The 23,511-nt window shown below is 57.7% G+C and carries 26 protein-coding genes and 1 riboswitch; of the genes, 19 read left to right on the top strand and 7 right to left on the bottom strand.

Translation table 11 applies throughout. The features are described 5' to 3' along the window. Positions 1-39: 39 nt before the first annotated feature. From R6T97_RS06900 to R6T97_RS06890, 3 genes are read right to left on the bottom strand one after another with little or no spacing between them, the layout of a single operon-like run. A complete protein-coding gene (locus R6T97_RS06900) occupies positions 40-1,011 on the bottom strand; it encodes a threonine/serine dehydratase (RefSeq protein ID WP_410348556.1) in 972 nt (323 codons plus the stop codon). Continuing rightward, positions 1,008-1,826 (bottom strand): alpha/beta fold hydrolase, encoded by an 819-nt coding sequence (locus R6T97_RS06895; protein ID WP_410348555.1) that lies wholly within the window; start codon positions 1,824-1,826, stop codon positions 1,008-1,010. The genes R6T97_RS06900 and R6T97_RS06895 overlap by 4 nt, the downstream gene beginning before the upstream one ends. Next, entirely contained in the window at positions 1,826-2,503 is a 678-nt protein-coding gene (locus R6T97_RS06890) for a haloacid dehalogenase type II (protein WP_410348554.1), read from the bottom strand. The genes R6T97_RS06895 and R6T97_RS06890 overlap by 1 nt, the downstream gene beginning before the upstream one ends. Before the next feature lie 132 nt (positions 2,504-2,635). Here R6T97_RS06890 and R6T97_RS06885 point away from each other — a divergent pair, with 132 nt between their 5' ends. Beyond that, positions 2,636-3,070, top strand: coding sequence for a peptidylprolyl isomerase (locus R6T97_RS06885; protein ID WP_410348553.1), 435 nt, complete (start codon positions 2,636-2,638; stop codon positions 3,068-3,070). 69 nt (positions 3,071-3,139) lie between these two features. On the opposite strand, the gene R6T97_RS06880 is transcribed toward R6T97_RS06885, so the two are convergent. From R6T97_RS06880 to fabA, 3 genes are read right to left on the bottom strand one after another with little or no spacing between them, the layout of a single operon-like run. After that, positions 3,140-3,931 (bottom strand): enoyl-ACP reductase, encoded by a 792-nt coding sequence (locus R6T97_RS06880; RefSeq protein WP_410348552.1) that lies wholly within the window; start codon positions 3,929-3,931, stop codon positions 3,140-3,142. 4 nt (positions 3,932-3,935) lie between these two features. Continuing rightward, positions 3,936-5,165 (bottom strand): beta-ketoacyl-ACP synthase I, encoded by a 1,230-nt coding sequence (gene fabB, locus R6T97_RS06875; RefSeq protein WP_410348551.1) that lies wholly within the window; start codon positions 5,163-5,165, stop codon positions 3,936-3,938. Between the two features lie 40 nt (positions 5,166-5,205). Then, a complete protein-coding gene (fabA, locus tag R6T97_RS06870; RefSeq protein WP_410348550.1) occupies positions 5,206-5,715 on the bottom strand; it encodes a bifunctional 3-hydroxydecanoyl-ACP dehydratase/trans-2-decenoyl-ACP isomerase in 510 nt (169 codons plus the stop codon). Positions 5,716-5,865: 150 nt separating this feature from the next. Between fabA and irr the strand changes: the two genes are divergently transcribed. Beyond that, entirely contained in the window at positions 5,866-6,282 is a 417-nt protein-coding gene (irr, locus tag R6T97_RS06865; RefSeq protein ID WP_410348549.1) for a Fur family transcriptional regulator Irr, read from the top strand. 70 nt (positions 6,283-6,352) lie between these two features. Continuing rightward, complete coding sequence (locus R6T97_RS06860; RefSeq protein WP_410348548.1) at positions 6,353-6,886, top strand: REP-associated tyrosine transposase; 534 nt, start codon at positions 6,353-6,355, stop codon at positions 6,884-6,886. Here R6T97_RS06860 and R6T97_RS06855 read toward each other — a convergent pair. Further along, complete coding sequence (locus R6T97_RS06855; protein WP_410348547.1) at positions 6,825-7,688, bottom strand: hypothetical protein; 864 nt, start codon at positions 7,686-7,688, stop codon at positions 6,825-6,827. The genes R6T97_RS06860 and R6T97_RS06855 overlap by 62 nt on opposite strands. Before the next feature lie 113 nt (positions 7,689-7,801). Here R6T97_RS06855 and miaB point away from each other — a divergent pair, with 113 nt between their 5' ends. From miaB to R6T97_RS06775, 16 genes are all read left to right on the top strand, one after another. After that, positions 7,802-9,112, top strand: coding sequence for a tRNA (N6-isopentenyl adenosine(37)-C2)-methylthiotransferase MiaB (gene miaB / locus R6T97_RS06850; RefSeq protein ID WP_410348546.1), 1,311 nt, complete (start codon positions 7,802-7,804; stop codon positions 9,110-9,112). Between the two features lie 174 nt (positions 9,113-9,286). Beyond that, entirely contained in the window at positions 9,287-10,300 is a 1,014-nt protein-coding gene (locus tag R6T97_RS06845; protein ID WP_410348545.1) for a PhoH family protein, read from the top strand. Further along, on the top strand, positions 10,297-10,785 hold the full coding sequence (ybeY, locus tag R6T97_RS06840) for an rRNA maturation RNase YbeY (protein ID WP_410348544.1): 489 nt from the start codon (positions 10,297-10,299) through the stop codon (positions 10,783-10,785). Before R6T97_RS06845 ends, ybeY begins: the two co-directional genes overlap by 4 nt. A gap of 33 nt (positions 10,786-10,818) precedes the next feature. Beyond that, positions 10,819-11,709, top strand: coding sequence for a transporter associated domain-containing protein (locus R6T97_RS06835; RefSeq protein ID WP_410348543.1), 891 nt, complete (start codon positions 10,819-10,821; stop codon positions 11,707-11,709). After that, a complete protein-coding gene (lnt, locus tag R6T97_RS06830; RefSeq protein WP_410348542.1) occupies positions 11,702-13,201 on the top strand; it encodes an apolipoprotein N-acyltransferase in 1,500 nt (499 codons plus the stop codon). The genes R6T97_RS06835 and lnt overlap by 8 nt, the downstream gene beginning before the upstream one ends. Before the next feature lie 33 nt (positions 13,202-13,234). Beyond that, a riboswitch (SAM-SAH riboswitch) is annotated at positions 13,235-13,282 on the top strand. A gap of 7 nt (positions 13,283-13,289) precedes the next feature. Then, the gene (gene metK / locus R6T97_RS06825) at positions 13,290-14,471 is read left to right on the top strand and encodes a methionine adenosyltransferase (protein ID WP_410348541.1); all 1,182 of its coding nucleotides are present in this window, start codon (positions 13,290-13,292) and stop codon (positions 14,469-14,471) included. 88 nt (positions 14,472-14,559) lie between these two features. Then, entirely contained in the window at positions 14,560-15,273 is a 714-nt protein-coding gene (gene trmB / locus R6T97_RS06820) for a tRNA (guanosine(46)-N7)-methyltransferase TrmB (RefSeq protein WP_410348540.1), read from the top strand. Between the two features lie 108 nt (positions 15,274-15,381). Then, entirely contained in the window at positions 15,382-16,734 is a 1,353-nt protein-coding gene (gene aroA, locus R6T97_RS06815; protein ID WP_410348539.1) for a 3-phosphoshikimate 1-carboxyvinyltransferase, read from the top strand. Continuing rightward, positions 16,731-17,339, top strand: a complete 609-nt coding sequence (locus R6T97_RS06810) for a (d)CMP kinase (RefSeq protein WP_410348538.1) — start codon at positions 16,731-16,733, stop codon at positions 17,337-17,339. Before aroA ends, R6T97_RS06810 begins: the two co-directional genes overlap by 4 nt. Before the next feature lie 306 nt (positions 17,340-17,645). Next, positions 17,646-19,319, top strand: coding sequence for a 30S ribosomal protein S1 (gene rpsA / locus R6T97_RS06805; RefSeq protein ID WP_410348537.1), 1,674 nt, complete (start codon positions 17,646-17,648; stop codon positions 19,317-19,319). Between the two features lie 375 nt (positions 19,320-19,694). After that, positions 19,695-19,976 (top strand): integration host factor subunit beta, encoded by a 282-nt coding sequence (ihfB, locus tag R6T97_RS06800; RefSeq protein ID WP_100369023.1) that lies wholly within the window; start codon positions 19,695-19,697, stop codon positions 19,974-19,976. A gap of 73 nt (positions 19,977-20,049) precedes the next feature. Next, positions 20,050-20,406 carry a lipopolysaccharide assembly protein LapA domain-containing protein gene (locus R6T97_RS06795; RefSeq protein WP_410348536.1) on the top strand — a complete coding sequence of 119 codons (357 nt, stop codon included), beginning with the start codon at positions 20,050-20,052 and terminating at the stop codon, positions 20,404-20,406. Next, the gene (locus tag R6T97_RS06790) at positions 20,406-21,053 is read left to right on the top strand and encodes a phosphoribosylanthranilate isomerase (protein WP_410348535.1); all 648 of its coding nucleotides are present in this window, start codon (positions 20,406-20,408) and stop codon (positions 21,051-21,053) included. The genes R6T97_RS06795 and R6T97_RS06790 overlap by 1 nt, the downstream gene beginning before the upstream one ends. A gap of 125 nt (positions 21,054-21,178) precedes the next feature. Then, a complete protein-coding gene (gene trpB / locus R6T97_RS06785) occupies positions 21,179-22,405 on the top strand; it encodes a tryptophan synthase subunit beta (protein WP_410348534.1) in 1,227 nt (408 codons plus the stop codon). A gap of 155 nt (positions 22,406-22,560) precedes the next feature. Further along, positions 22,561-23,022: a PepSY domain-containing protein gene (locus R6T97_RS06780; protein WP_410348533.1), complete on the top strand. Its 462-nt coding sequence runs from the start codon at positions 22,561-22,563 to the stop codon at positions 23,020-23,022. Between the two features lie 26 nt (positions 23,023-23,048). After that, complete coding sequence (locus R6T97_RS06775; protein ID WP_410348532.1) at positions 23,049-23,492, top strand: PepSY domain-containing protein; 444 nt, start codon at positions 23,049-23,051, stop codon at positions 23,490-23,492. Positions 23,493-23,511: the final 19 nt, after the last annotated feature.

The following is a 23,511-nucleotide window of genomic DNA, read 5'->3' as shown; positions in this document are numbered from 1 at the left end:
CGGACCGGAGAGGGGGCTCGGCGTCATCCTTGTGCCGGATCACTTGAGGGTTTCCAATGCACGCACAAACACATCCGGATCGACGTTTCCGCCGGTGGCCACGGCAATCACCGCGTCACCTGTGAATGCGTCGGAATGGAAGAGTGCGGCGGCAAGGGCGGCGGCCCCGCCCGGTTCCACCACGATCTTCAATCGCTCGAAGGCTAGCCCAACCGCGCGCAGGCATTCTTCTTCGGTCACCACAATCCCCGGTCCGCAGTGTTCCAGCATGATCGGAAAGGTCAGATCGCCGGGTTGCGGAGTGATGATCGCATCACAAAGCGAACCGCCCAATCGTGTGTTTCTTTCGATCTTGCCACTTGCCAAAGACTGGGTGACATCGTCAAAAGCTTCCGGCTCTGCCGGGCGCACCCGAAGCCCCGGCGCATCGGCGGCCAGAGCAAGCGCGATGCCAGAGGTCAACCCGCCACCGCCACAGCAAACCACCACATCTGCCTGGGTCACGCCGAGGGCGTTCATGTCTTCGGCAATCTCCAGTCCGGTCGTGCCTTGGCCTGCGATCACCTGCGGTTCATCAAAAGGCTTGATCAGGGTCAGGCCACGTTCCTTTGAAAGGCGCGCGCCGATTTCGTCACGGTCTTCCGTTTCGCGATCATAAAGGATGACTTCGGCCCCCAACGCGCGGGTGTTGTCGATCTTGATCGTCGGGGCATCACGGGGCATCACGATCACCGCCGGTGCGCCATGTTCACGGGCCGCCAAGGCAACGCCTTGCGCGTGATTGCCGCTTGAGAATGCGATGACGCCGGTCTTGATGGCTTTGTCGGAAAGGGCAGACACTGCGGACCAACCACCGCGGAATTTAAACGATCCCGTGTGTTGCAGACATTCGGCCTTTACGAAAACCCGCCGCCCAGCGATGTCGTCAAGGAAAGGCGAGGTCAGGATCGGCGTGCGCCTTGCATGGCCCTTGATGCGACCGGCCGCGGCGCGGATCATTTCGATGTTCATTGCAGTTTCTCCAGCCAAAGGTGCAGCGCATCCAGCGCTTGGGGTTCGTCGAGGAAAGGAACATGTCCGCGACCGGGAATATCTGCACGAATCATGTCAGGGCGGCGGCGGGACATTTCGTCTGCTGTCTCGAGGGTCAGCAGGTCAGAATTTGCGCCGCGGATCAGGGCAAGCGGCAGGTCTGACAAGGCATCGAACAAAGGCCACAGATCCGGCGCGGGTTGCGCACCGGCGGCAAGCACGGCGTCGCGCAGTGCGGGATCATAGCGGATGACCAGCCCGTTTCCGGTTTGCTTATAGTGTGCCTTCACCTCGGCCAGCCAGCGGTCCATCGGAACGTCGTTGAAATGGGTCCACAGTCTGGCGCGCGCCTCTGCTGCCTTGGCAAGGGTTTTTTGTGGAGGGTTGCGTCCGATGTAGTCTTTGATGACGTCCAGACCCTTTTCCGCGATGACGGGTCCGATATCGTTCAGGGCCACGCCAAGCAGTCGGTCTCTGGCTGTCGCCGCGAGCACCATCGCAATCAAACCGCCACGCGATGTGCCAAGAATCGCCGCTTTCTCAAGCCCCAGATGATCCATCAGTGCCAGCACATCCTGCGCCTCTTGCGGGATCGTATAGGTCGCGGGATCGGCCCAATCCGACTGTCCGCGTCCGCGATAATCGGGCCGGATCAGGCGCACCGGTAAATGCGGAGCGACATGATCGAAGTCGGCGCCATTGCGGGTGAGTCCGGCAAGCGCGATCACCGGCAGGCCCTCGCCTTCATCGGTGTAATGCAGGGTCAGCCCGTCATGCGAGGTGTAGTTTGGCATCAGGCAAGCTCCGGTATGGTGCTTAGGTCGGACAGCACATGCTGCGGCGATGCATAAAGACGATCCATCGGTTCGCCAGCGCGGTTGACCCAAGCAGTCTGAAAACCATAGCCCGCTGCCCCCGCCGCGTCCCAGCCGTTCGATGAGACGAAAAGAACATTATCCTTGGCACAGCCGAAATGGATACCGATCAAGTCATAGACACGGGCGTGTGGTTTAAAGACGCCGACATCCTCGACACTCAGCACGGCATCCAGAACATCGCCGATCTGTGCCGAAGTGACCGCGCCTTGCAACATATCATGCGATCCGTTCGACAGAATCGCGGTCGCCTTGTCCTGTTGCTTGAGTGTCGCCAGCATGGCAGCCACTTCGGGGTAGGCTGCCAGTTCCCGATAAAGTTCCAGCAGACGCGCGCGGGTGGTCAGGGACGTCAGCCCATGTGCCTCCATCGCCCAATCCAGCCCGTCTTGGGTGACTTGCCAGAAATCGCAGTGCCGGCCTGCAACCGTGCGCAGCCACGTATATTGCAATTGCTTGAGCCGCCAATCACGGGCCAGCGCTGGCCAGATATCGGCCACATCCGCATGTGCGGGGTCCTTGGCCGTTTGCATGGCGGCCGCGTTCACATCGAACAGTGTTCCGTAGGCATCAAACACAACTGTCGTGATCGGCATTTTCTTCTCCAAGGTTGCGTCTGCATCGTGTCATGGCAGGGTTCTGCCGAAAAGAGGCGATGTGTTTGCATTGCGGTGTTCCAACGCGTACCGTGGCACCGAATTTTTGTTAAGGATGAAAGAGGCAAACCCATGAACCAAGCAAAAGCAGGCGATACCGTACGCATCAACTACGTCGGAACTTTGAACACCGGTGAGACATTCGACAGCTCCGAAGGGCGCGATCCACTGGAGTTTGTCGTCGGGGCCGGTCAGATCATCAACGGCCTTGATAACGCGATTCCCGGCATGGCTGTCGGTGAGAAGAAAGTCGTGGAAGTACCCTGTGCCCAAGCCTACGGTGACACCAACCCCGAAGCGGTGCAGGCTGTGCCGCGCGAAGGAATCCCCGCAGACATCCCACTGGACGTTGGCACACAGTTGCAGATGCAGACACCACAAGGGCAGGTCGTGCCTGTGACGGTTGCCGAAGTGACCGAAACCGAAGTGACGCTGGATGCAAACCACCCGTTGGCTGGGCAAGATTTGAACTTTGCGATCGAGGTTGTCGGAATCGACGAGGCCTGAGTGCGACGTAACGCAAGACATAAGAAGGCGGCCCTGTCCCTTTGACGGGGCCGTTTCTTTTTGCGGTGTTCAGACCAGATGATCGGGCTGCGGCATGCCCAAAACGTGAAAGCCACCGTCAACGCGGATGATCTCACCTGTTGTGCAGGCACCGGCATCCGAGGCGAGGTAGACAGCCGTGCCGCCCACGGCCTCCAGCGTTGCATTCGACCGCAAGGGCGCGTTCATATCGGTGTGCTTGTAAGTCTTGCGGGCGCCGCCAATCGCCGCGCCTGCCAGTGTTTTCATCGGGCCGGGGCTGATTGCGTTGACGCGTATACCCTGCGGGCCGAGGTCATTGGCAAGGTAACGCGTCGCTGATTCGAGCGCGGCCTTCGCCACACCCATGACGTTGTAGAAAGGCGTCACGCGGTTCGACCCCTGATAGGTCAGCGTCAACAAGGTTCCGCCATCGGGCATCATCCGGGATGCGCGACTGGCCACGTCAATGAAGGAATAACAAGAGATCATCAGCGAGTTCGTGAAGTTCTCGCGGCTGGTGTTGATGAAGCGCCCTGTCAGTTCGTTCTTGTCCGAGAACGCGATGGCGTGCACGACGAAATCAAGCTTGCCCCAGCGGTCCGTGAGGGTCTGGAAGGCCAGGTCCATGCTTGCGTCATCCGTCACATCCACATCGACCATAATGTCGGACCCGACCGATTGCGCCAAAGGCTCCAGCCGCTTGCCGAACGCCTCGCCCTGATAGGTGAACGCCAGTTCCGCGCCTGCCTCGGCCATCGCTTTGGCGATGCCCCATGCGATGGACCGTTCATTGGCCACGCCCATGATCAGCCCGCGCTTGCCCTGCATTGAAATGGTCATTTACCTAATCCTTGACTTTGGAAAGAAGCATGGAGCCGTTGGTGCCGCCAAAACCAAATGAATTGGTCATGACGGTATCCAGCCCTGCGTCTTCGACCAGCGAGGTGGCGATTTCTACAGGGTCCAAAGCGGGATCGAGGTTTTCCACGTTGATCGAAGGCGCAATAAAGTCATTTTCCAGCATCAGCAGACAATAGACCGCTTCCTGTGCGCCAGTGGCACCTTGGCTATGCCCCGTCATCGACTTGGTCGAGCTGATTGGCGGGGTGCTGCCCTGACCGAAGACGCGGCGTACCGCCTCGACTTCGCCGACGTCACCCACAGGGGTCGATGTGCCATGCGCGTTGATGTAGCTGACTTTGCGATCGGCAGACAGCGTCTTGAGCGCACCCCGCATCGCCCGTTCGCCGCCTTCGCCGGAAGGGGCAACCATGTCTGCACCGTCGGAGGTGGCAGCAAAACCGGTGACTTCGGCATAAATCTTGGCACCACGCGCCTGCGCGCTTTCCAGCGTTTCCAGCACGACCATGGCACCACCGCCTGCAATGACGAAACCGTCGCGGCCGGCGTCAAAGGCGCGGCTCGCGCGTTCCGGCGTGTCGTTATATTTCGACGACATCGCGCCCATCGCGTCAAAGAGGCACGACAGCGTCCAGTCGAGTTCCTCGCCGCCGCCTGCGAACATCATGTCCTGCGTGCCCAAGGCGACTTGCTGTGCCGCCATGCCGATGCAGTGCAATGAGGTTGAGCAAGCGGACGTAATCGAGAAATTCATGCCTTTGATCTTGTAGGCCGTCGCGAGGTTTGCACTGACGGTCGAGGACATCGCCTTTGGCACGGCGAAAGGCCCGATCCGTTTGGTGGAACCGGTACTTTTGACGACTTCATGGGCCGTCAGAATAGCTGAGGTCGATGGCCCGCCGGAGCCTGCGATCAGGCCGGTCATCGGGTTGACGATCAGATCTTCGGTCAATCCCGCGTCTGCGATTGCCTGGCCCATTGCGATGTGCGCGTATGCCGCACCCGGCCCCATGAAGCGCAATGTGCGCTTGTCGACATGGTCCTTGATGTCGATCTTGAGCGTGCCCGCGATCTGGCTCCGAAACCCGTGCTCGGCCATTTCGGGTGAGGCTTCGATCCCGGACTTACCGGCTCTCAATGCTGCAAGCACCTCTTCGGCATTGTTCCCGATCGGTGATACGATCCCGAGACCTGTGACAACAACACGGCGCATAGGCACCTCTCCTTTAAGCTGGGACGCCAGATCCAGAGCTCTAGCTCTCGGACAGGGCGACCTTCATATCTTTGACTTCATAAATGACCTCGCCATCAGCCTCAACGATGCCGTTGGCGACACCCATTGTCAGGCGGCGGGTCTGAATGGCTTTGGTGAAATCTACCTTGTAAGTCAGCATCTTGCGGTCCGGACGGACCATACCGGTAAGCTTTACCTCGCCGACGCCCAGTGCATAGCCGCGCCCCTGCCAGCCGCGCCAGCCAAGGTTGAAACCGGTCAACTGCCACAAACCGTCAAGCCCAAGGCAGCCGGGCATGATCGGGTTACCGGGGAAGTGACATTCAAAGAACCACAGGTCAGGCGTGATATCGAACTCTGCCACCACATGGCCCTTGCCGTGTTCGCCGCCATCGCCAGAGATGTCGGTGATCCTGTCCATCATCAACATGGGCGGGGCAGGGAGCTGTGCATTTCCTTCGCCGAAAAGCTCGCCGCGCGAACATTTCAGCAGGGCTTCTTTGTCGAAATAGGTTGGATAATCCGCCATCTGACCGGTCTCATTCTTCTTAACTGCTTCCTCTGACCTCTATCACTCTGCGGTTTATGAGGGCAAGTGCGCCAGTTTTCTGAGTGTTTTTATTTGATCCGGGGGATATTCTTACCATATAGATGAGAACAATTGTCAAAAAGAGGGATCATGTCAGATACAGCGACAGAGCGCACTACCAAGTGGTTGGCCGGAGCCGGGCTGCGTCCGACGCGGCAACGGATGACGCTGGCGTCATTGCTGGTGGGCGATGGGCAGGATCGGCATGTGACGGCCGAGAGCCTGTTTGACGCCGCATCGAACGCGGACGAGAAAGTGTCGCTGGCAACGGTCTATAACACGCTGCGTGCTTTCTGCGATGCGGGGCTGATGCGTGAGATTACGGTCGATGGATCGAAAAGCTATTTTGACACCAATATGACCGATCATCCGCATTTTTATTGGGAAGACACGGCCAAGCTGACCGATGCCCCCGCAGAGCAGTTGGAAATCCGTCATTTACCGGACGCGCCCGAAGGGGCGGAAATTGCATCTGTGGATGTGGTGATCCGGCTGCGACGGACCTGACGGGTCTGGTGGATCAGAAATAACCGTAGAGTTTCATAATTAATTAACCTTGCAGCGCGACGCTGCCGTAATGTCCAACTATCGTCGCCTTCGCGTGCCCGGTGGCACCTATTTCTTTACTGTTCGTTTGCAGGACCACCGGTCTGACCTGCTGATCACGCATATTGACCTGCTGCGCGACGCCACGCGGGTTTGTCGCAAACGCTGGCCGTTTGTGATTGATGCTGCTGTTGTTCTCCCCGACAAGTTGCATATGATCTGGACCTTGCCCGACGGGGATGATGACTTTTCGAAACGGTGGCGGATGATCAAGTCAGGGTTTTCGCGCCACGTCCCTGCACCGGCGCATATCCCCGAAAGTCACCGCAGACGTGGCGAAAAAGGGATATGGCAGCGCCGGTTCTGGGAACATCTGATCCGCGATGCCGATGATCTAGCCCTGCATATGCACCTTATCCGCTCGGCGCCTTTGCATGCAGGTCTGGTCAAGAGGCCGAGTGACTGGCCTTACTGCTCGTTACATCGTCAAATGGGGCAGGCGTTCAAAACCACTGTCCCGACTCCATCAGCCCCAAATCCAGAAGTTGCTGTGACTGCCAGTTAAAGGGTTCGGACTGTGGCCAGTGGAATGTATCTATCACCGCGCGACTGCCCGGATTGCGCCGGAGTGCCTTGGCCGTGCGGAAAGAACAGACAGAGGCGGTCAGGTTGTTGTGCCACGGGCAGGCATAGGTATTGTATTCGGCGACATTAAAAGACCTGTCGGGCAGCATTTTCAGCCCCGCTTGCGCGCGGAAGAATGCGACTCGGTCGGTCCGTTGCCGCGCCTTTGCGATGTGCTCTTCGAACCGCCACCGCAAGCCGCCGAAGATATCGACTTGCCGTTCAAGCACTACTCCTTCCGCATCCTCGCGGGCGAGCGCATAATAGCCCGATTTGTCAAAATAGGCATCGTCGCGATCAACCCCGTTGGGGTAATCTTTCAGATTCTTGACATAAAGATCAACGACATAGGACATCACCGTGTCCCGCCGCTCTTCGCGCATGAAGCCGAGCATTTCCCCCACGCTGCGGTCTTCGCAGAACGGATAAAAAAGATATTCGGCATTGTAGCAGTAGTAGAGCCAGTGGTCTGGCAGGGCTTTGATCATCGTGTTCGTGATTGTTTGCAGGGCATCCTCGGCGCTGACATTAAAATCCGCGCGGTGCAAATTCTCGGGCAGTTCGGCGGGCAGCGTTTGCTCTGGCGCGCAGAAGGCAACAAGATGGGCGAACCCCGCTTTTGAATGATAAGCAATTGTACTTGCGACCTCGACATCATCCTCGATAAGGATCAGCGCAACCGGCCCCCTTGACAAGGACCGTTTGGCGTCGCTGGCCACAGCCGCAAGAGATGAATAGTGCATGAGGGCTCGCATTGCTGGAAGATTCGCGCAAAATCGGTGATAACGGGCCGCATTGCAAGCATTCCACCAAGCCGTTAGAAGGCACAGGTAATCCCAACATATGAGCTTGTCCAATGTCCGCGCCAAAGAAGCTGTATATCAAGACCTATGGCTGTCAGATGAACGTCTACGACAGCGAACGCATGGCCGAGGCGCTTGGCAGTAAAGGATATGTGGAAACACTGACGCCGGACGATGCGGATATGATTCTGCTCAATACTTGCCATATCCGCGAAAAGGCCGCCGAAAAGGTTTATTCCGAGTTAGGGCGGTTCAAGGGGCTGAAGGCTGCAAACCCTGATTTGAAAATCGGCGTTGCAGGCTGCGTGGCCCAGGCCGAAGGTGAGGAAATCATCCGCCGTCAGCCGATGGTTGATCTGGTGGTTGGCCCGCAAAGCTATCACCGTCTGCCTGCGATGGACGCTGTTGTTCAGTCGGGTGCCAAAGCGATTGATACCGATTTTCCTGATGATGATAAGTTCGACACGCTGAAGAAACGGTCCAAGGCAAAACGCGGTCCGACTGCGTTCCTGACGGTGCAGGAAGGTTGCGACAAGTTCTGCGCCTTCTGCGTGGTGCCCTATACCCGGGGTGCCGAAGTATCGCGCCCTGCCGATCGGATTATCCGCGAGGCGCAGGAACTGGTGGAAAGCGGCGTGAAGGAAATCACGCTTCTGGGCCAGAACGTGAATGCCTATCACGGCCACGAGGGTGGTCTGGCTGGCCTGATCTGGGCCTTGGACAAGGTCGACGGGTTGGAACGTATCCGTTTCACCACATCCCACCCCAACGACATGGACGATGCGCTGATCGACGCGCATGGGACCTGTGACAAGCTGATGCCTTACTTGCATTTGCCGGTCCAATCGGGATCGGACCGGATTCTCAAGGCGATGAACCGCAAGCACACGGGTGAAAGCTATCTGCGGCTGATCGAACGTATTCGCGCGGCGCGCCCCGATCTGCTGCTTTCGGGCGATTTCATCGTGGGCTTCCCCGGCGAGACCGAAGCTGATTTCGAAGACACGATGCAACTGGTGCGTGATGTTCACTACGGGCAGGCATATTCTTTCAAGTATTCGACACGCCCCGGCACGCCCGCCGCTGAAAAGCCGCAACTCCCCGAGGACGTGATGAACGCGCGTTTGCAACGGTTGCAGGCGCTCTTGCGTGAACAGCAGCAGGCGACACAGGCCGGTATGGTGGGGCGCGAGGTGAAGGTCCTGTTTGAAAAAGCTGGCCGCGAAGCAGGCCAGATGATCGGCAAGTCTGAATATCTGCACGCGGTCTATGCCGATGCTCCGGCAGAGGTGATCGGGCAGGTCCGCCGTGTCAAAGTGGTGCAGGACAGCCCGAATTCGCTTAAGGGCGAGTTGCTGGATTGATTCAATTCCTGCATCCGGAACTGGCAAAACATCTTTGTTGAAGACTTGATTTCAGACTTTGGCGAAAGTCTGCGCAGGTTTTTGGTATCAAACGCGTGACATTCTTGTCTGACACCTTGCACCTTGCCATGCGAGTTGCCACCATACTGATCTATAGACACAAAGGAGAGCTGTTTGGCCACCGGTGCCCTGACCCCACCCGCTGAAGCCGCGACTGAAGCCCTGTTGGAATTTCCTGACAACTTTTTGCTGATCGACCTGTGCGGCGAATATGATCGCAACCTGACAACCATCGAAGACAAGCTTGGCGTGCAAATCCTGCGTCGGGGCAATCAGTTGGCTGTGATTGGCGAGGATGAGTCCCGTCATGAGGCGACCCAAGTTCTGCAATCCCTTTACAGTCGTCTGGAAGCAGGGCGCACACTCGATCCGGGTGATCTGGACCGCGCATTGCGCATGGGCGCGGAGCCGATGTTTGATCCGGCCCGCGACGGCGACCAGATCGAGCTGTTCAAGGGCGAAACCGAACGGGTCGAAATCAAGACCCGCAAGAAGCTGATCGAGCCGCGCACGGATGCGCAGAAGGCCTATGTGAAAGCGCTGTTTCAGAACGAGCTTGCCTTTGGCATTGGTCCTGCCGGGACGGGCAAGACATATCTCGCGGTCGCCGTTGGCGTAAACATGCTGATTTCCGGTCATGTCGACAAGATCATCCTGTCTCGTCCAGCCGTCGAAGCGGGCGAGAAGTTAGGCTATCTTCCCGGTGACATGAAGGAAAAGGTAGATCCCTACATGCAGCCGCTTTATGATGCGCTGAATGATTTTCTGCCGGGCAAGCAATCGGCCAAGATGATCGAGGAAAAGGTGATCGAGATCGCACCTTTGGCTTTCATGCGGGGGCGCACGCTGTCGAACGCCTTTGTCGTGCTGGATGAGGCGCAGAATGCGACCACCATGCAGATGAAGATGTTTCTGACCCGCTTGGGCGAAGGCAGCCGCATGGTGATTACCGGCGACCGGACCCAGATTGATTTGCCGCGCGGCGTCAACTCGGGCCTTTGGGATGCGGAGCGGTTGCTCAAGAATATCGACAAGATCAGTTTCAACTATTTCACCTCGAAAGATGTGGTGCGTCATCCGTTGGTCGCCGCGATCATCGAGGCTTATGAGGCGGATGACCCGAAGTGACCGTGGATTGCATGGTTGAAGATAAGCGCTGGGGCGACATCGACGCCCTGGCGCAGGTTGCGACCGACGCTGTTTTGGAGAGGCTCGGGGTTGAACCTGCAGCATTCGAAATCAGCCTGTTGGCATGCAGCGACGCGCGCATCGCCGTTCTGAACGAGGATTTTCGAGGAAAACCCCGGCCTACAAATGTGCTGAGTTGGCCTTCGGATGAACGTGGTGCCGTCACAGATGGCGAAATGCCGTTGCCACCCAAGGTAGGCAAGGATCAGGAACTGGGCGACATTGCGATCGCCTATGACACCTGTGCACGCGAAGCTGCCGAGGCAGGCAAATCAATGCGCGATCACACCATTCATTTACTGGTCCATGGTACGCTTCATTTGTTGGGTTTCGATCACGAGCGTGGCCGTGACGCCACCCTGATGGAAGGCTTGGAAACAGAGATACTTGGCAAACTGGGTATTCCTGACCCATATAGGGATTAACCGGGTCTACAGACCCACATAGGTAAGGACAAAATGGGCGACACAGGAGACGGTCCATCTAGCGCAGCGCAAAGCGCGCAGCCGGATCACACGATGACGACACCGGGGCTCTTGATGCGCCTGCGCAATGCATTTCGCCCACCTGCTGTCCCTCAGTCTCAAGATGATAGGGAACGTCCTGCGGTCAAATCGGCCGGTTCCGTTCCCGGAATGCTGAACCTGCGTCGCATGCGCGTCGAGGATGTGTCAATTCCCAAACCCGATATCGTGGCGGTCCCTGTCGCGATCAGCAAGGACGAGTTGGTCGAGGTGTTCCGCGATAGCGGCCTGACCCGTGTGCCGGTTTACGATGGGACGCTGGACACACCGATTGGCATTGCCAACCTCAAGGATTTTGCGCTTCGTCACGGCTTTAATGGCAAGAATGAAACCATGGATCTGCGCGCAATGGTCCGCCCCCTGATTTATGTGCCGCCTTCGATGCCGCTGGGAGTGCTGTTGCAAAAGATGCAAGCCGAGCGCATCCACATGGCTCTGGTCATCGACGAATATGGCGGGACAGATGGTCTTGTCACCATCGAGGACGTTATCGAACAGGTCGTCGGCGAGATCGAGGACGAACACGATATCGAAGAGGCCAAAAGCTGGGTCATGGAAAAGCCGGGTTGCTATCTGGCGCAGGCCCGCACCGATCTGGACGATTTCGAGGCCGAGATCGGCATGACCCTGACCAACCCCGAAGAGATCGACGAAGAGGAAATCGATACGTTGGGCGGTTTGGTCACGATGCTGGCAGGTCACCTGCCTGCGCGCGGAGAGGTGATCATCCATCCCGATGGCCCGGAATTCGAGGTTGTCGATGCTGATCCGCGCCGCGTGAAACGCTTGCGCGTCCGGCTTTCCGCTACTGCGCGCAATGGCTGACATTCTCACGCGGTTTGCTGGCCAGCAGGTTTGGGTGCGGTTGTGCGTCCTTGCGGTACTCGGCGCCGTGGCCGGTTTCGGCCACGCTCCGTTTGATCTATGGCCCGCAACGGTTCTGGCGCTGGGTGCCTTGTTTATCGTCTATCCGGTCTGGCGCAATCCCCTGCAAGCCGCCCTGCATGTCTGGGCGTTCGGCTTTGGCTATTTCGCGTTCAGTTTGCGATGGATTGTCGAGCCTTTTCTGGTGGATATGGCCCGCCATGGCTGGATGGCGCCATTTGCCCTTGTGCTGATGGCAGCAGGGGCTGCGCTGTTTTGGGGTGTGGCTGCCTGGCTTGCCGCGCGTCTGTCGCCGAGCCGTATCGTCATACTGGGTTTGATGTTGATCGCCGCAGAGGTCCTGCGTTCGCTGATCCTCACCGGATTTCCGTGGGCGTTGCTTGGCCATATCTGGGTGACGACCGGTCTGGCGCAGGCCGCCGCATTCGGTGGCCCGCATCTGCTGAGCCTTTTGGCAGTGCTTTGTGGGTTGGCTGTGGCCATGCTTACCGGGCGCAATCGCATCCTTGGTCTTGTTGTATTGGGCTTGGTCGTCGCTTTGTCCTTTGTCCTGCGCCCCGGTGCAGCGCCGCAACACAACGCTGACTTGCCGATTGTGCGCCTTGTCCAGCCCAATGCGCCGCAGCATCAAAAATGGGACCCGGCCTATTCGGAAATGTTCCTCGACCGCCTGTTGCGCTTGAGCGGCGAAGGCGATGTGCCTGATCTTGTCGTTTGGCCGGAAACCGCCATCGCCTATCTGCTTAATCATATCGACGATGACCTCAGCCTGCTATCGGATGCCGCGCGCACAGCGCCTTTGGTGTTCGGCATCCAGCGCAGAGACGCACAGGGGCGGGCCTATAACAGCCTTGTCGTGATGGGGTCGGATGGTCAGGTGCAAAGCATCTACGACAAGCGTCATCTTGTCCCTTTCGGAGAATACATACCCGGTGCGCGCCTACTGGGGCGGATGGGGGCGACGGGGTTGGCCCGCAACCTTGGCATCGGATTTACACCTGGCGAAACACCGGGACCGGTGGATGTTCCGGGGATCGGGCTGGCCGTCCCGCTGATTTGCTATGAAGGTATTTTCGCCGAAGAGATCACATATGGCGACACACGTCCGCGCATGCTGCTTTTGATTACCAATGATGCGTGGTTTGGTCAGGCGGCCGGTCCGCGTCAGCACCTTGCACAGGCGCGTCTGCGCGCAATCGAACAGGGCTTGCCGATGGTGCGTGTCGCCAATACCGGGATCAGTGCGATGATTGATGCCAAAGGACGGATCATGGCGTCGTTGCCACTCGGTGTGGACGGTGCAATCGACGTGCCGCTGCCCGAGGCACTTGCCGCCACGCCCTATAGCAGATTGGGCGATATGCCGGTCTTTGTCGTGCTGCTTTTGTTCATCTTCGGGGCGTATGTACAGACGAGGCGCGATAGCGATTGACCTTCGTGCAGGCACAGCCTATGCGGGTTTTTAATGCTGCCACAACGGCTTCCTGACGTGGCAATGAGTTTTACCGGAGCACTTCCCCATGACGCGCGACAACTATATTTTCACTTCGGAGTCAGTCTCCGAAGGACACCCCGATAAGGTCTGTGACCGGATTTCGGATTCGATACTCGACGCCTTCCTGACAGAAGAACGCGAAGCGCGTGTCGCGTGCGAAACCTTTGCGACAACCAATCGTGTCGTGATCGGTGGCGAAGTCGGATTATCGGATAAATCCAAGCTCGCGGACTATATCGGGCGCGTCGAGGATATCGCGCGCGCCTGTATCAAGGATATCGGCTACGAGCAGGATAAGTTCCATCACGCCACCTGCGAGATCACGAACCTTTTGCACCAACAGTCGGCACACATTGCCCAAGGCGTTGATGCGGCTTTCGACAAGGAAGAGGGTGCAGGTGATCAGGGGATCATGTTCGGTTATGCGACGACGGAAACCAAAGAGCTGATGCCGGCGCCGATCCAATACGCCCATGCCATTCTGCGACGACTTGCCGAAGTTCGTAAATCGGGCGAAGAGCCGACTTTGCGCCCCGATGCCAAAAGCCAGATATCTTTGCGTTACGAGCATGGTATCCCGGTCGAGGTCATGTCGATCGTCCTGTCGACCCAGCACAGCGATGAGGCGCAGACCAGCGCCGACATTCGCGCAATCGTGGAACCGTATATTCTTGAGGTGCTTCCCGAGGGCATGATCACCCCCAAGACGGAATGGTGGGTGAACCCGACGGGCAAGTTCGTGATCGGTGGTCCGGATGGCGATGCCGGTCTGACCGGGCGCAAGATCATCGTGGATACCTACGGGGGGGCTGCTCCGCACGGTGGAGGTGCGTTTTCAGGCAAGGACCCGACCAAGGTTGACCGCTCTGCTGCTTATGCGGCGCGTTATCTGGCCAAGAACGTGGTGGCTGCCGGAATGGCGGACCGATGCACGATCCAGCTAAGTTATGCGATTGGCGTCGCCAAGCCGTTGTCGATCTATGCCGATACCCATGGCACGGGCGAAGTGGACCCCGTGGTGATAGAGCGCGCGATTGCGCAAGCGATGGATCTGACCCCGCGCGGCATTCGCGAGCATCTTGGTCTGAACAAGCCGATTTATCAGCGCACGGCGGCTTACGGGCACTTTGGCCGTCCCCCCGAAGCCGATGGCGGGTTCAGCTGGGAACGGACCGATCTGGCCGATGCGCTCAAGCGCGCGGTCTGACTGCCTAAGTCGGATTTGGCAGGCATAGAATGGGTCTCGGCCCACCCATTCGATTGCGCAAGCGCGCTGTGCTTGTTAAGGCCCGCCCATGAGCAAGACCAACCATCCCTCTGGCGCCCCGTGGCGCAACTTCTATGGCCGCTTCAAAGGCAAGACGATCCGTGCCTCCCAGCACGACTACCTTGAAAATGATCTGGCACCTTTGTCACCCGGTCCGATCAGTTGGGAAGAGAATCCGGATCGTGAGCCGCTTGATCTGGCGGATGTGTTCGGGGACAAACCGGTGTGGTTGGAAATCGGTTTTGGCGGTGGCGAGCATCTGATCCATATGGCACAGACCTACCGCGATGTGGGTCTCATCGGATGTGAGCCGTTCATCAACGGCGTCGCCATGCTCCTGGGCAAAATCCGCAAGGCCGACGTCGATCATCTGCGCGTCCATCCGGGCGATGTCCGCGATCTTTTCGATGTTCTGCCGGATGCGACGCTTTCAAAGGTCTTTCTCAACTACCCTGACCCATGGCCCAAGAAGCGGCATCACCGCCGCCGCTTTGTCACGCCAGAGCATCTGGCACCGCTGCATCGTGTCATGAAGCCGGGAGCAGAGTTGCGGGTCGCCACCGATATCAAGGACTACGTCCGCCAGACTTTGGAACAGGTCCCTGCGCATGGGTTTGAATGGCTGGCGCAAGGCCCCGCAGATTGGCGTGATCCGTGGCGTGACTGGGTTTCCACACGCTATGAGCAAAAGGCCCTGCGAGAGGGCCGGACCCCCCATTATCTGACGTTCCGCAGGCTGTGAGAGCAGGACCCTCCGGGGGGAGTTTTTTGGCCAAGATGAAGATGGGAGCGATGGACGCTGGATAAGGCCTGCGCTATCACCTGCCCGACAAATGAAGGAAGATCGCCCATGTCCGGCCACGGAACGCCAATTCCCATGACTTCGCATCCCTGTGGCCCCTTGAAGGGTGAGGCACATGTGCCCGGCGACAAGTCTATCTCTCACCGGGCGTTGATCCTTGGCGCGATGTGTGTCGGTGAGACACATATTACAGGTTTGCTCGAGGGCGAGGATGTCCTCGACACTGGCAAGGCGATGGCGGCGTTTGGTGCGACCGTGACCAATCACGGTGGTGGCGAATGGACTGTGACCGGTGTCGGTGTCGGAGGCTTTGCCGAGCCGGAGCAGGTCATTGACTGCGGCAATTCGGGAACCGGGGTGCGCCTGATTATGGGGGCCATGGCAACATCGCCCATTACGGTTACTTTTACCGGTGATGCCTCGTTGAACGGGCGCCCGATGGGGCGTGTGACAGACCCGCTGGCGCTTTTTGGCACGCAGACTGTCGGCCGCGCAGGCGGGCGCTTGCCGATGACCTTGGTGGGGGCCGTCGATCCTGTGCCTGTTCGTTATGTGGTGCCGGTGCCGTCGGCGCAGGTAAAGTCGGCGGTGCTTTTGGCCGGACTCAATGCGCCCGGCCAAACGGTCGTGATCGAGAAAGAGGCTACCCGCGATCATACCGAGCGGATGTTGCAGGGCTTTGGCGCGACATTGACGGTCGAGGAGACTGCCGAGGGTCGTGTCATTACGTTGGATGGCCAGCCGGAACTGAGCCCGCAGACGATCATCGTACCGCGCGATCCGTCTTCGGCGGCGTTTCCTGTTTGTGCGGCGATCATTACACCGGGCTCAGACGTTTTGGTGCCCAATATCGGCTTGAATCCAACCCGTGCAGGGCTGTTTACCACTTTGCAGGGAATGGGCGCGGATCTGGTTTTCGAGAACATGCGCGAAGAAGGCGGCGAACCTGTTGCCGACCTGCGCGCGAAATTCTCGCCTGACCTGCGCGGAGTTGTCGTACCGCCAGAGCGCGCAGCGAGCATGATTGATGAATATCCGGTGCTGTCCGTTGTGGCAGCTTTCGCCGAGGGTGTCACCGATATGCAGGGCGTCAAGGAACTGCGCGTCAAGGAAAGCGACCGTATTGACGCGATGGCCAAAGGTCTGCGTGCTGCGGGTGTTACCGTCGACGAGGGACCCGATTGGTGGAAGGTCACCGGTTTGGGCCACGGCAATGTGCCCGGTGGTGCGACAGTGGAGAGTGAGTTGGACCACCGCATCGCCATGGCGTTCATGGTCATGGGGATGGCCACGCAAAATCCTGTGAGCGTCGATGACGGCAGCCCGATTGCCACATCATTCCCGATTTTCGAGGAACTGATGGGTGGGCTGGGCGCGCTATTGGTCCGTACCAACCCATGAGTTTTACCGTCGCCATCGATGGGCCTGCCGCAGCGGGCAAGGGCACGATCTCCAAGGCGGTTGCAGCGCATTTCGGGTTTGCACATCTGGATACGGGGCTGCTCTATCGTGCGGTCGGGGCGAGGGTTCTGGCTGGTGCCGCGCCGGTTGCGGCGGCGCAAGCACTGGATCCTGTGGACCTTGAGAGTGATGATCTGCGCACACCGCAAGTGGCGCAAGCCGCCAGTGAGGTCGCCGTGATACCCGAAGTCCGCGCGGCGTTGACCGCTTTTCAACGCGGTTTTGCCAAACGCAGTGGCGGAGCAGTTCTGGATGGCCGCGATATTGGCACGGTCATCTGTCCTGACGCCGATGTGAAACTGTTTGTGACGGCCAGTCCGGAATGTCGGGCCGAACGTCGGTTTCAGGAACTGTTGGGCAAGGGCACGGCTGTCACCTTTGACTCTGTGTTGGCGGATGTCAAAGCGCGTGACGCCCGCGACAGCGGTCGGGCGACAGCCCCGCTGGTGCCTGCTGACGATGCGGTGATGCTTGATACCTCGGAGTTGTCCGCAGAGCAGGCAATTGCCGCGGCAGTGAAAATTGTTGGGACCGCGCGCCGCTAGGTCGGTCATCTGTGGCTTTTCAGCGGCGAGCGTCAAGATCGGCCACAATCCACTTGATGCCGAAATCAACGAGAGGATGGCACGCTTGGCGAGCCAAAACCCCTTGCATTATTGGCAATACCCCAATATATGCCGCACTGTCTAAGCGTCGAGACAGGCGCGGATGTGAGACTTGAGCGGGGTCGGTGATGAACCGGCCCTGTTGTTTTATGATCCGTGAAAGATGCCAGACCACTGAAACCCAAAGACCGGCGGAGACAACCGCACGGCCCGTATAAAACCAAAACGTTAGGAAAACGACGCCACATGGCTAATACTATGGAAGAGTTTGAAGCGCTCCTGAATGAAAGCTTCGAAATGGACACACCCGCTGAAGGGTCAGTTGTCAAAGGCAAGGTTATCGCGATCGAAGCGGGCCAAGCCATCATCGACGTCGGCTACAAGATGGAAGGCCGCGTTGATATCAAAGAATTCGCAAATCCCGGTGAAGAGGCTGAACTGGCCGTTGGTGACACTGTTGAAGTGTTCCTGCGTCAGGTCGAAAATGCCCGTGGTGAAGCTGTTATCAGCCGTGAAATGGCGCGCCGCGAAGAAGCCTGGGATCGTCTGGAAAAAGCCTATGCTGACGAAGAGCGTGTCGATGGCGCAATCTTTGGCCGCGTCAAAGGTGGCTTTACCGTAGACCTTGGCGGCGCTGTTGCGTTTTTGCCCGGCTCTCAGGTCGATGTCCGCCCCGTGCGCGATGCAGGCCCGTTGATGGGTCTCAAGCAGCCATTCCAGATCCTGAAAATGGACCGTCGTCGTGGCAACATCGTTGTATCGCGCCGTGCAATCCTAGAAGAATCACGTGCTGAACAGCGTGCCGAAGTGATCGGCAATCTGACCGAAGGTCAGGAAGTTGATGGCGTCGTCAAGAACATCACCGAATACGGTGCGTTCGTTGATCTGGGCGGTGTCGACGGGCTGTTGCACGTCACCGACATGGCATGGCGCCGTGTGAACCATCCTTCGGAAATCCTTTCTATCGGTGAGACGATCAAGGTGCAGGTCATCAAGATCAACAAGGAAACCCACCGTATCAGCCTTGGCATGAAGCAGCTTCAGGACGATCCTTGGGATGCGGTTGAAGCCAAGTTCGGCCTCGGTTCCGTACATCAGGGCCGTGTGACCAACATCACCGATTACGGCGCATTCGTTGAGCTGGAAGCCGGTGTCGAAGGTCTGGTGCACGTCTCTGAAATGTCATGGACCAAGAAGAACGTTCACCCCGGCAAGATCGTGTCGACCTCTCAGGAAGTCGAAGTTATGGTTCTGGAAATCGACAGCGCCAAGCGCCGGGTTTCCCTGGGCCTCAAGCAGACACAGCGCAACCCATGGGAAGTCTTTTCCGAGACCCATCCTGAGGGCACCGAGGTCGAAGGCGAAGTCAAGAACATCACCGAATTCGGTCTGTTTGTTGGCCTCGAAGGCGACATTGACGGTATGGTTCACCTGTCCGACCTGACATGGGAAGGCCGTGGCGAAGATGTCATCGGTGATTTCCGCAAGGGCGATATGGTCCGTGCGAAGGTTGCTGAAGTCGACGTCGAGAAAGAGCGTATCTCGCTTTCGATCAAGGCCCTTGACGGTGATCCGTTCGCGGAAGCCATTGGCGGCGTGAAGCGTGGTTCTGTCATCACTGTCGAAGTGACCAAGATCGAAGATGGCGGCATCGAAGTCGACTACGAGGGTGCGAAATCCTTCATCCGTCGGTCCGACCTGTCCCGTGACCGTGCAGAGCAGCGCCCAGAGCGTTTCCAGGTCGGCGACAAGGTAGACGTGCGCGTAACCAACATCGACAGCAAGACCCGCAAGCTGGGTCTGTCGATCAAGGCGCGTGAGATCGCAGAAGAGAAGGAAGCGGTCGAGCAGTATGGCTCCTCTGCGTCTGGTGCATCCTTGGGTGATATCCTTGGTGCGGCTCTGAAGGGTGACGAATAAGTCTGACCTGACGAAGTGAACATGAAGGCCCCCGCCGCAGGTGACTGCGGCGGGGGTTTTCTTTTTTTCGGGTGCATTGCAGTGCTCGATTGAAGTCCGTTGCTTTCGTCCGGATCGCCCGCGCGGATGGAACGCGGGCGTAGGTTCAGTCGTTGCGAATCGTTTTGCGCGGTGATGTGTTCAACTGAGGTTGGGCACGTACATTGGCCCCCTTGTGCTGCTAAACATTGCATTTTGATCATTGAGTGGCGCGAATTAGGCCCGAAACTGCCGCATCTCTCTATTTCTTCGCAAGGCTAAACTGCCTATAGTCTTTTGAAAAGCGGGCACAAACCTGCTGTTGTGTGTTTGCTCACTGGTTGGGAGGCCAAAAATATGATCCGTTCCGAACTGATTCAGAAACTTGCCGACGAAAACCCCCACCTTTATCAACGTGACGTCGAAAAGATCGTGAATACGATATTTGAAGAGATTATCGAAGCGATGGCGCGTGGTGATCGTGTTGAGCTGCGTGGCTTTGGGGCCTTTTCGGTCAAGAAGCGTGATCAACGGATTGGTCGTAATCCGCGCACCGGTGAAGCGGTCGAAGTGGACGAAAAGCACGTGCCGTTTTTCAAGACAGGCAAGCTCTTGCGCGATCGTCTGAACGGAAACTAGGCCGGTTTCATTATCATCTTCTTTGCGATGAAAAGCTGTTCACCGGACCAATGAACTGCGCTATGCTGATGTCATGAAAACAATTCGCTACACATTCTGGGCCATTGTCGGTCTTTGCCTGATCCTGATTGGCCTTGCCAATCGTGATATTGTGACTGTGCGCGCCATGCCCGAGGCGCTGGGCGAACTGTTGGGCCTGTCCCCTGATATTCAGCTCCCGCTTTTTGTGGTTATCTTTATCGGCGTCGGTGCCGGACTGATGATCGGCTTTCTTTGGGAATGGGTGCGTGAGCATCGGATGCGCGCCGAGGCGCGAGGCAAAGCACGCGAAGTGGCAGGCTTGCGCCGCGAGGTTGAGCAACTGCGCGGCGCGGCCGCCGGTGCCAAAAGTGACGATGACGTTCTGGCGCTTCTTGAAAAGTCGCGCTGATGCCAGCTAACACGAGTGTCAAAATCTGCGGACTACGCGATGTGGCATCGCTGAAGGCGGCTGTTGATGCCGCGGCCAGTTATGTGGGTCTGGTTTTTTTTCCCAAATCTCCACGCAACGTCAGCATTGATGAAGCGACGGTCATTGCGCAGGCCGTGCCGCCGGGGGTGGCGAAGGTCGCTTTGGTCATTGATGCAGATAATGCGCTGCTTGATCAGATCACGGCCAAAGTTCCGTTGGATATCCTGCAATTGCACGGACATGAAACGCCCGAGCGGGTAAGCGAAATTCGTACGCGATACGGGCTGCCGGTGATGAAGGCCGTTGGTGTTGCCGACGAAAGCGATCTTGCGGCGCTCGATACATACGCGCAGGTGGCTGACCAGATTCTTGTGGATGCCAAACCGCCCAAGGACGCCAACCTGCCCGGAGGGAACGGTCTGTCCTTCGATTGGAGGTTGATCGCCGGTCGTCGCTGGCCTGTGCCGTGGATGCTCGCCGGTGGGTTGACGCCCCAGACAGTCGGCGAGGCGATTGCACTGACCGATGCGGGGCAGGTTGATGTGTCATCAGGTGTCGAATCTGCCCCTGGTGTAAAGGACGCGGCACGGATTGCCGCGTTTTGCGCCGCTGCGCGCGCGGATTGACGCGGAGCCGACAAAAGCGGTCGCGGCGTTAGCCGGGATTTCATGCGCGTCTGCGACCGGATGGCTGCTTTACCATTCACACAGGAATCGCTAGATCTGACAGGTGCGAAAACAGCAGGTGTCCCATGGCCAACGATCTCTTTAACAGCTTCATGACCGGTCCCGATGAAAAGGGCCGTTTTGGTGACTTCGGCGGACGCTTTGTGTCCGAAACACTCATGCCGCTGATCCTTGAGCTGGAAGAGCAGTATGAACACGCCAAGACGGACGAGTCGTTCTGGGCCGAGATGCATGATCTGTGGACACATTATGTGGGCCGTCCCAGCCCGCTTTATCATGCCGAGCGCCTGACCGAACATTTGGGCGGTGCGAAGATCTACATGAAGCGGGATGAACTGAACCACACAGGTGCGCATAAGATCAACAATGTGCTGGGCCAGATCATTCTTGCCCGTCGCATGGGCAAGACCCGGATTATCGCCGAAACCGGCGCCGGCCAGCACGGTGTGGCCACGGCGACAGTCTGTGCAAAGTTTGGTCTGAAGTGCGTGGTTTATATGGGCGCACATGATGTCGAACGCCAAGCCCCCAACGTGTTCCGTATGCGCCTTCTTGGTGCCGAGGTAGTGGCGGTGACCTCTGGTCGCGGCACCTTGAAGGATGCCATGAACGATGCGCTGCGCGACTGGGTAACCAATGTGCGTGACACCTTCTACTGCATCGGTACGGTGGCAGGCCCGCATCCCTATCCTGCAATGGTCCGTGATTTTCAGGCCATTATCGGCAAGGAAACGAAAGAACAGATGCAGGCCGCAGAAGGTCGCTTGCCTGACACGCTGATCGCAGCGATCGGTGGTGGCTCGAATGCGATGGGTCTGTTCTATCCGTTTCTTGATGACAAGGACGTCAATATCATCGGTGTCGAGGCTGGCGGCAAAGGCGTGAACGCCAAGATGGAGCACTGTGCGTCCTTAACTGGTGGCCGCCCCGGCGTATTGCATGGCAACCGCACCTACCTTTTGCAGGATGACGATGGCCAGATACTTGAAGGCTTCAGTATTTCTGCGGGTCTGGATTATCCGGGCATTGGGCCGGAACATGCATGGCTTCATGACATCGGGCGTGCTCAATACGTGTCGATTACTGACGCCGAGGCGCTGGAAGCGTTCCAATTGTGCTGCGCGCAAGAAGGTATTATCCCTGCACTGGAACCTTCGCATGCATTGGCCCATGTCATGAAGATTGCACCGGACCTTCCAGAGGACCACTTGCTGGTCATGAACATGTGCGGGCGCGGCGACAAGGACATCTTTACTGTCGCGAAACACCTTGGCTTTGATATGAAGATTTGATGCCCGGCGGCCTAAACTTTGGTTTAGGCCTTTCGTTATCGGGTTTACAAACGCTGATATAAACCGACGATGCGTATCAAAGCGGTGTGCGTTGCGCTGTTCTCGTGTTGAACGGATCGTATGGTGCGACCGTCACACATAAGGATGAATCAGACATGAAAAAGCTCTTACTTTCCACGACGACGTTGGTGGCACTCAGCGCGGGTGCTGTTCATGCGCAGTCAGTCGCTGAAAAGGTGATCGCGGCGCTGCAGGCGCAAAACTACGAAAGCATCGAGGTTACAAACGGTCCGACACAAATCAAGGTCGAGGCGATCCGCAATGGCCGTAAGCTCGAGGCCATCTATGATCTAGCCGGTAATATTCTCGAGCAAGAAGTTGAAACGATTGATGACGATGATGAGTTTGTGTCCGGCGTCAGGATCAAGGATGATGATGAAGACTTCTTTGACGATGACGATGACGAAGATGACGATGACGATGACGATGACGAAGATGACGATGACGAAGATGATGATGATGATGATGACGAAGATAACGAAGATGACGATGACGAAGACGATGATGATGACGAAGACGATGATGACGACGAAGACGATGATGATGATGACGAATAGTCATTCAAAATGTGCATGTTGATCAGATGATGTTGAAAAGGGTCATCATTTGTCTTGCACTCGCTGGGACGCCGCATTTTGCGGCGGCCCAGTCCGTGCAGGATCAGATCGTGTCGCAATTACGTGGGCAGGGATTTACCGAGATTACGTTGCAGCGTACGTGGCTGGGGCGTATTCGTGTCGTCGCGGTGCGCGATGATCTGCGGCGCGAGTTGGTGTTCAATCCACAGACCGGAGAAATCTTGCGCGACTACTGGCGGACTTTGGATGCCGACGAGGACACTGATGATGACGCTCCGACGCTGTTCAATCCGCGCAGCAGTACGAGTTCAGATGACCGTGACAGCGACTCGGGGGTGGACCGTGATGATGAAGATGACGACGACGACGACGATGACGACGATGATGATGATGACGACGATGATGATGATGATGACGACGATGATGATGATGATGACGACGATGACTGATCCGAGCTGACCGAAGGAA

Origin of the sequence: Yoonia sp. (genome assembly GCF_046498525.1) — a bacterium.
GTDB lineage: Bacteria > Pseudomonadota > Alphaproteobacteria > Rhodobacterales > Rhodobacteraceae > Yoonia.
This window is presented reverse-complemented; position numbering and strand designations above follow the sequence as displayed.

Bases quoted from the DNA above. Each gene is read 5' to 3' on its own strand.
- R6T97_RS06900 (WP_410348556.1), bottom strand. From the start codon at position 1,011: ATGAACATCGAAATGATCCGCGCCGCGGCCGGTCGCATCAAGGGCCAT.
- R6T97_RS06895 (WP_410348555.1), bottom strand. From the start codon at position 1,826: ATGCCAAACTACACCTCGCATGACGGGCTGACCCTGCATTACACCGAT.
- R6T97_RS06890 (WP_410348554.1), bottom strand. From the start codon at position 2,503: ATGCCGATCACGACAGTTGTGTTTGATGCCTACGGAACACTGTTCGAT.
- R6T97_RS06885 (WP_410348553.1), top strand. From the start codon at position 2,636: ATGAACCAAGCAAAAGCAGGCGATACCGTACGCATCAACTACGTCGGA.
- R6T97_RS06880 (WP_410348552.1), bottom strand. From the start codon at position 3,931: ATGACCATTTCAATGCAGGGCAAGCGCGGGCTGATCATGGGCGTGGCC.
- fabB (WP_410348551.1), bottom strand. From the start codon at position 5,165: ATGCGCCGTGTTGTTGTCACAGGTCTCGGGATCGTATCACCGATCGGG.
- fabA (WP_410348550.1), bottom strand. From the start codon at position 5,715: ATGGCGGATTATCCAACCTATTTCGACAAAGAAGCCCTGCTGAAATGT.
- irr (WP_410348549.1), top strand. From the start codon at position 5,866: ATGTCAGATACAGCGACAGAGCGCACTACCAAGTGGTTGGCCGGAGCC.
- R6T97_RS06860 (WP_410348548.1), top strand. From the start codon at position 6,353: ATGTCCAACTATCGTCGCCTTCGCGTGCCCGGTGGCACCTATTTCTTT.
- R6T97_RS06855 (WP_410348547.1), bottom strand. From the start codon at position 7,688: ATGCACTATTCATCTCTTGCGGCTGTGGCCAGCGACGCCAAACGGTCC.
- miaB (WP_410348546.1), top strand. From the start codon at position 7,802: ATGTCCGCGCCAAAGAAGCTGTATATCAAGACCTATGGCTGTCAGATG.
- R6T97_RS06835 (WP_410348543.1), top strand. From the start codon at position 10,819: ATGGGCGACACAGGAGACGGTCCATCTAGCGCAGCGCAAAGCGCGCAG.
- lnt (WP_410348542.1), top strand. From the start codon at position 11,702: ATGGCTGACATTCTCACGCGGTTTGCTGGCCAGCAGGTTTGGGTGCGG.
- metK (WP_410348541.1), top strand. From the start codon at position 13,290: ATGACGCGCGACAACTATATTTTCACTTCGGAGTCAGTCTCCGAAGGA.
- trmB (WP_410348540.1), top strand. From the start codon at position 14,560: ATGAGCAAGACCAACCATCCCTCTGGCGCCCCGTGGCGCAACTTCTAT.
- aroA (WP_410348539.1), top strand. From the start codon at position 15,382: ATGTCCGGCCACGGAACGCCAATTCCCATGACTTCGCATCCCTGTGGC.
- R6T97_RS06810 (WP_410348538.1), top strand. From the start codon at position 16,731: ATGAGTTTTACCGTCGCCATCGATGGGCCTGCCGCAGCGGGCAAGGGC.
- rpsA (WP_410348537.1), top strand. From the start codon at position 17,646: ATGGCTAATACTATGGAAGAGTTTGAAGCGCTCCTGAATGAAAGCTTC.
- ihfB (WP_100369023.1), top strand. From the start codon at position 19,695: ATGATCCGTTCCGAACTGATTCAGAAACTTGCCGACGAAAACCCCCAC.
- R6T97_RS06795 (WP_410348536.1), top strand. From the start codon at position 20,050: ATGAAAACAATTCGCTACACATTCTGGGCCATTGTCGGTCTTTGCCTG.
- R6T97_RS06790 (WP_410348535.1), top strand. From the start codon at position 20,406: ATGCCAGCTAACACGAGTGTCAAAATCTGCGGACTACGCGATGTGGCA.
- trpB (WP_410348534.1), top strand. From the start codon at position 21,179: ATGGCCAACGATCTCTTTAACAGCTTCATGACCGGTCCCGATGAAAAG.
- R6T97_RS06780 (WP_410348533.1), top strand. From the start codon at position 22,561: ATGAAAAAGCTCTTACTTTCCACGACGACGTTGGTGGCACTCAGCGCG.
- R6T97_RS06775 (WP_410348532.1), top strand. From the start codon at position 23,049: ATGATGTTGAAAAGGGTCATCATTTGTCTTGCACTCGCTGGGACGCCG.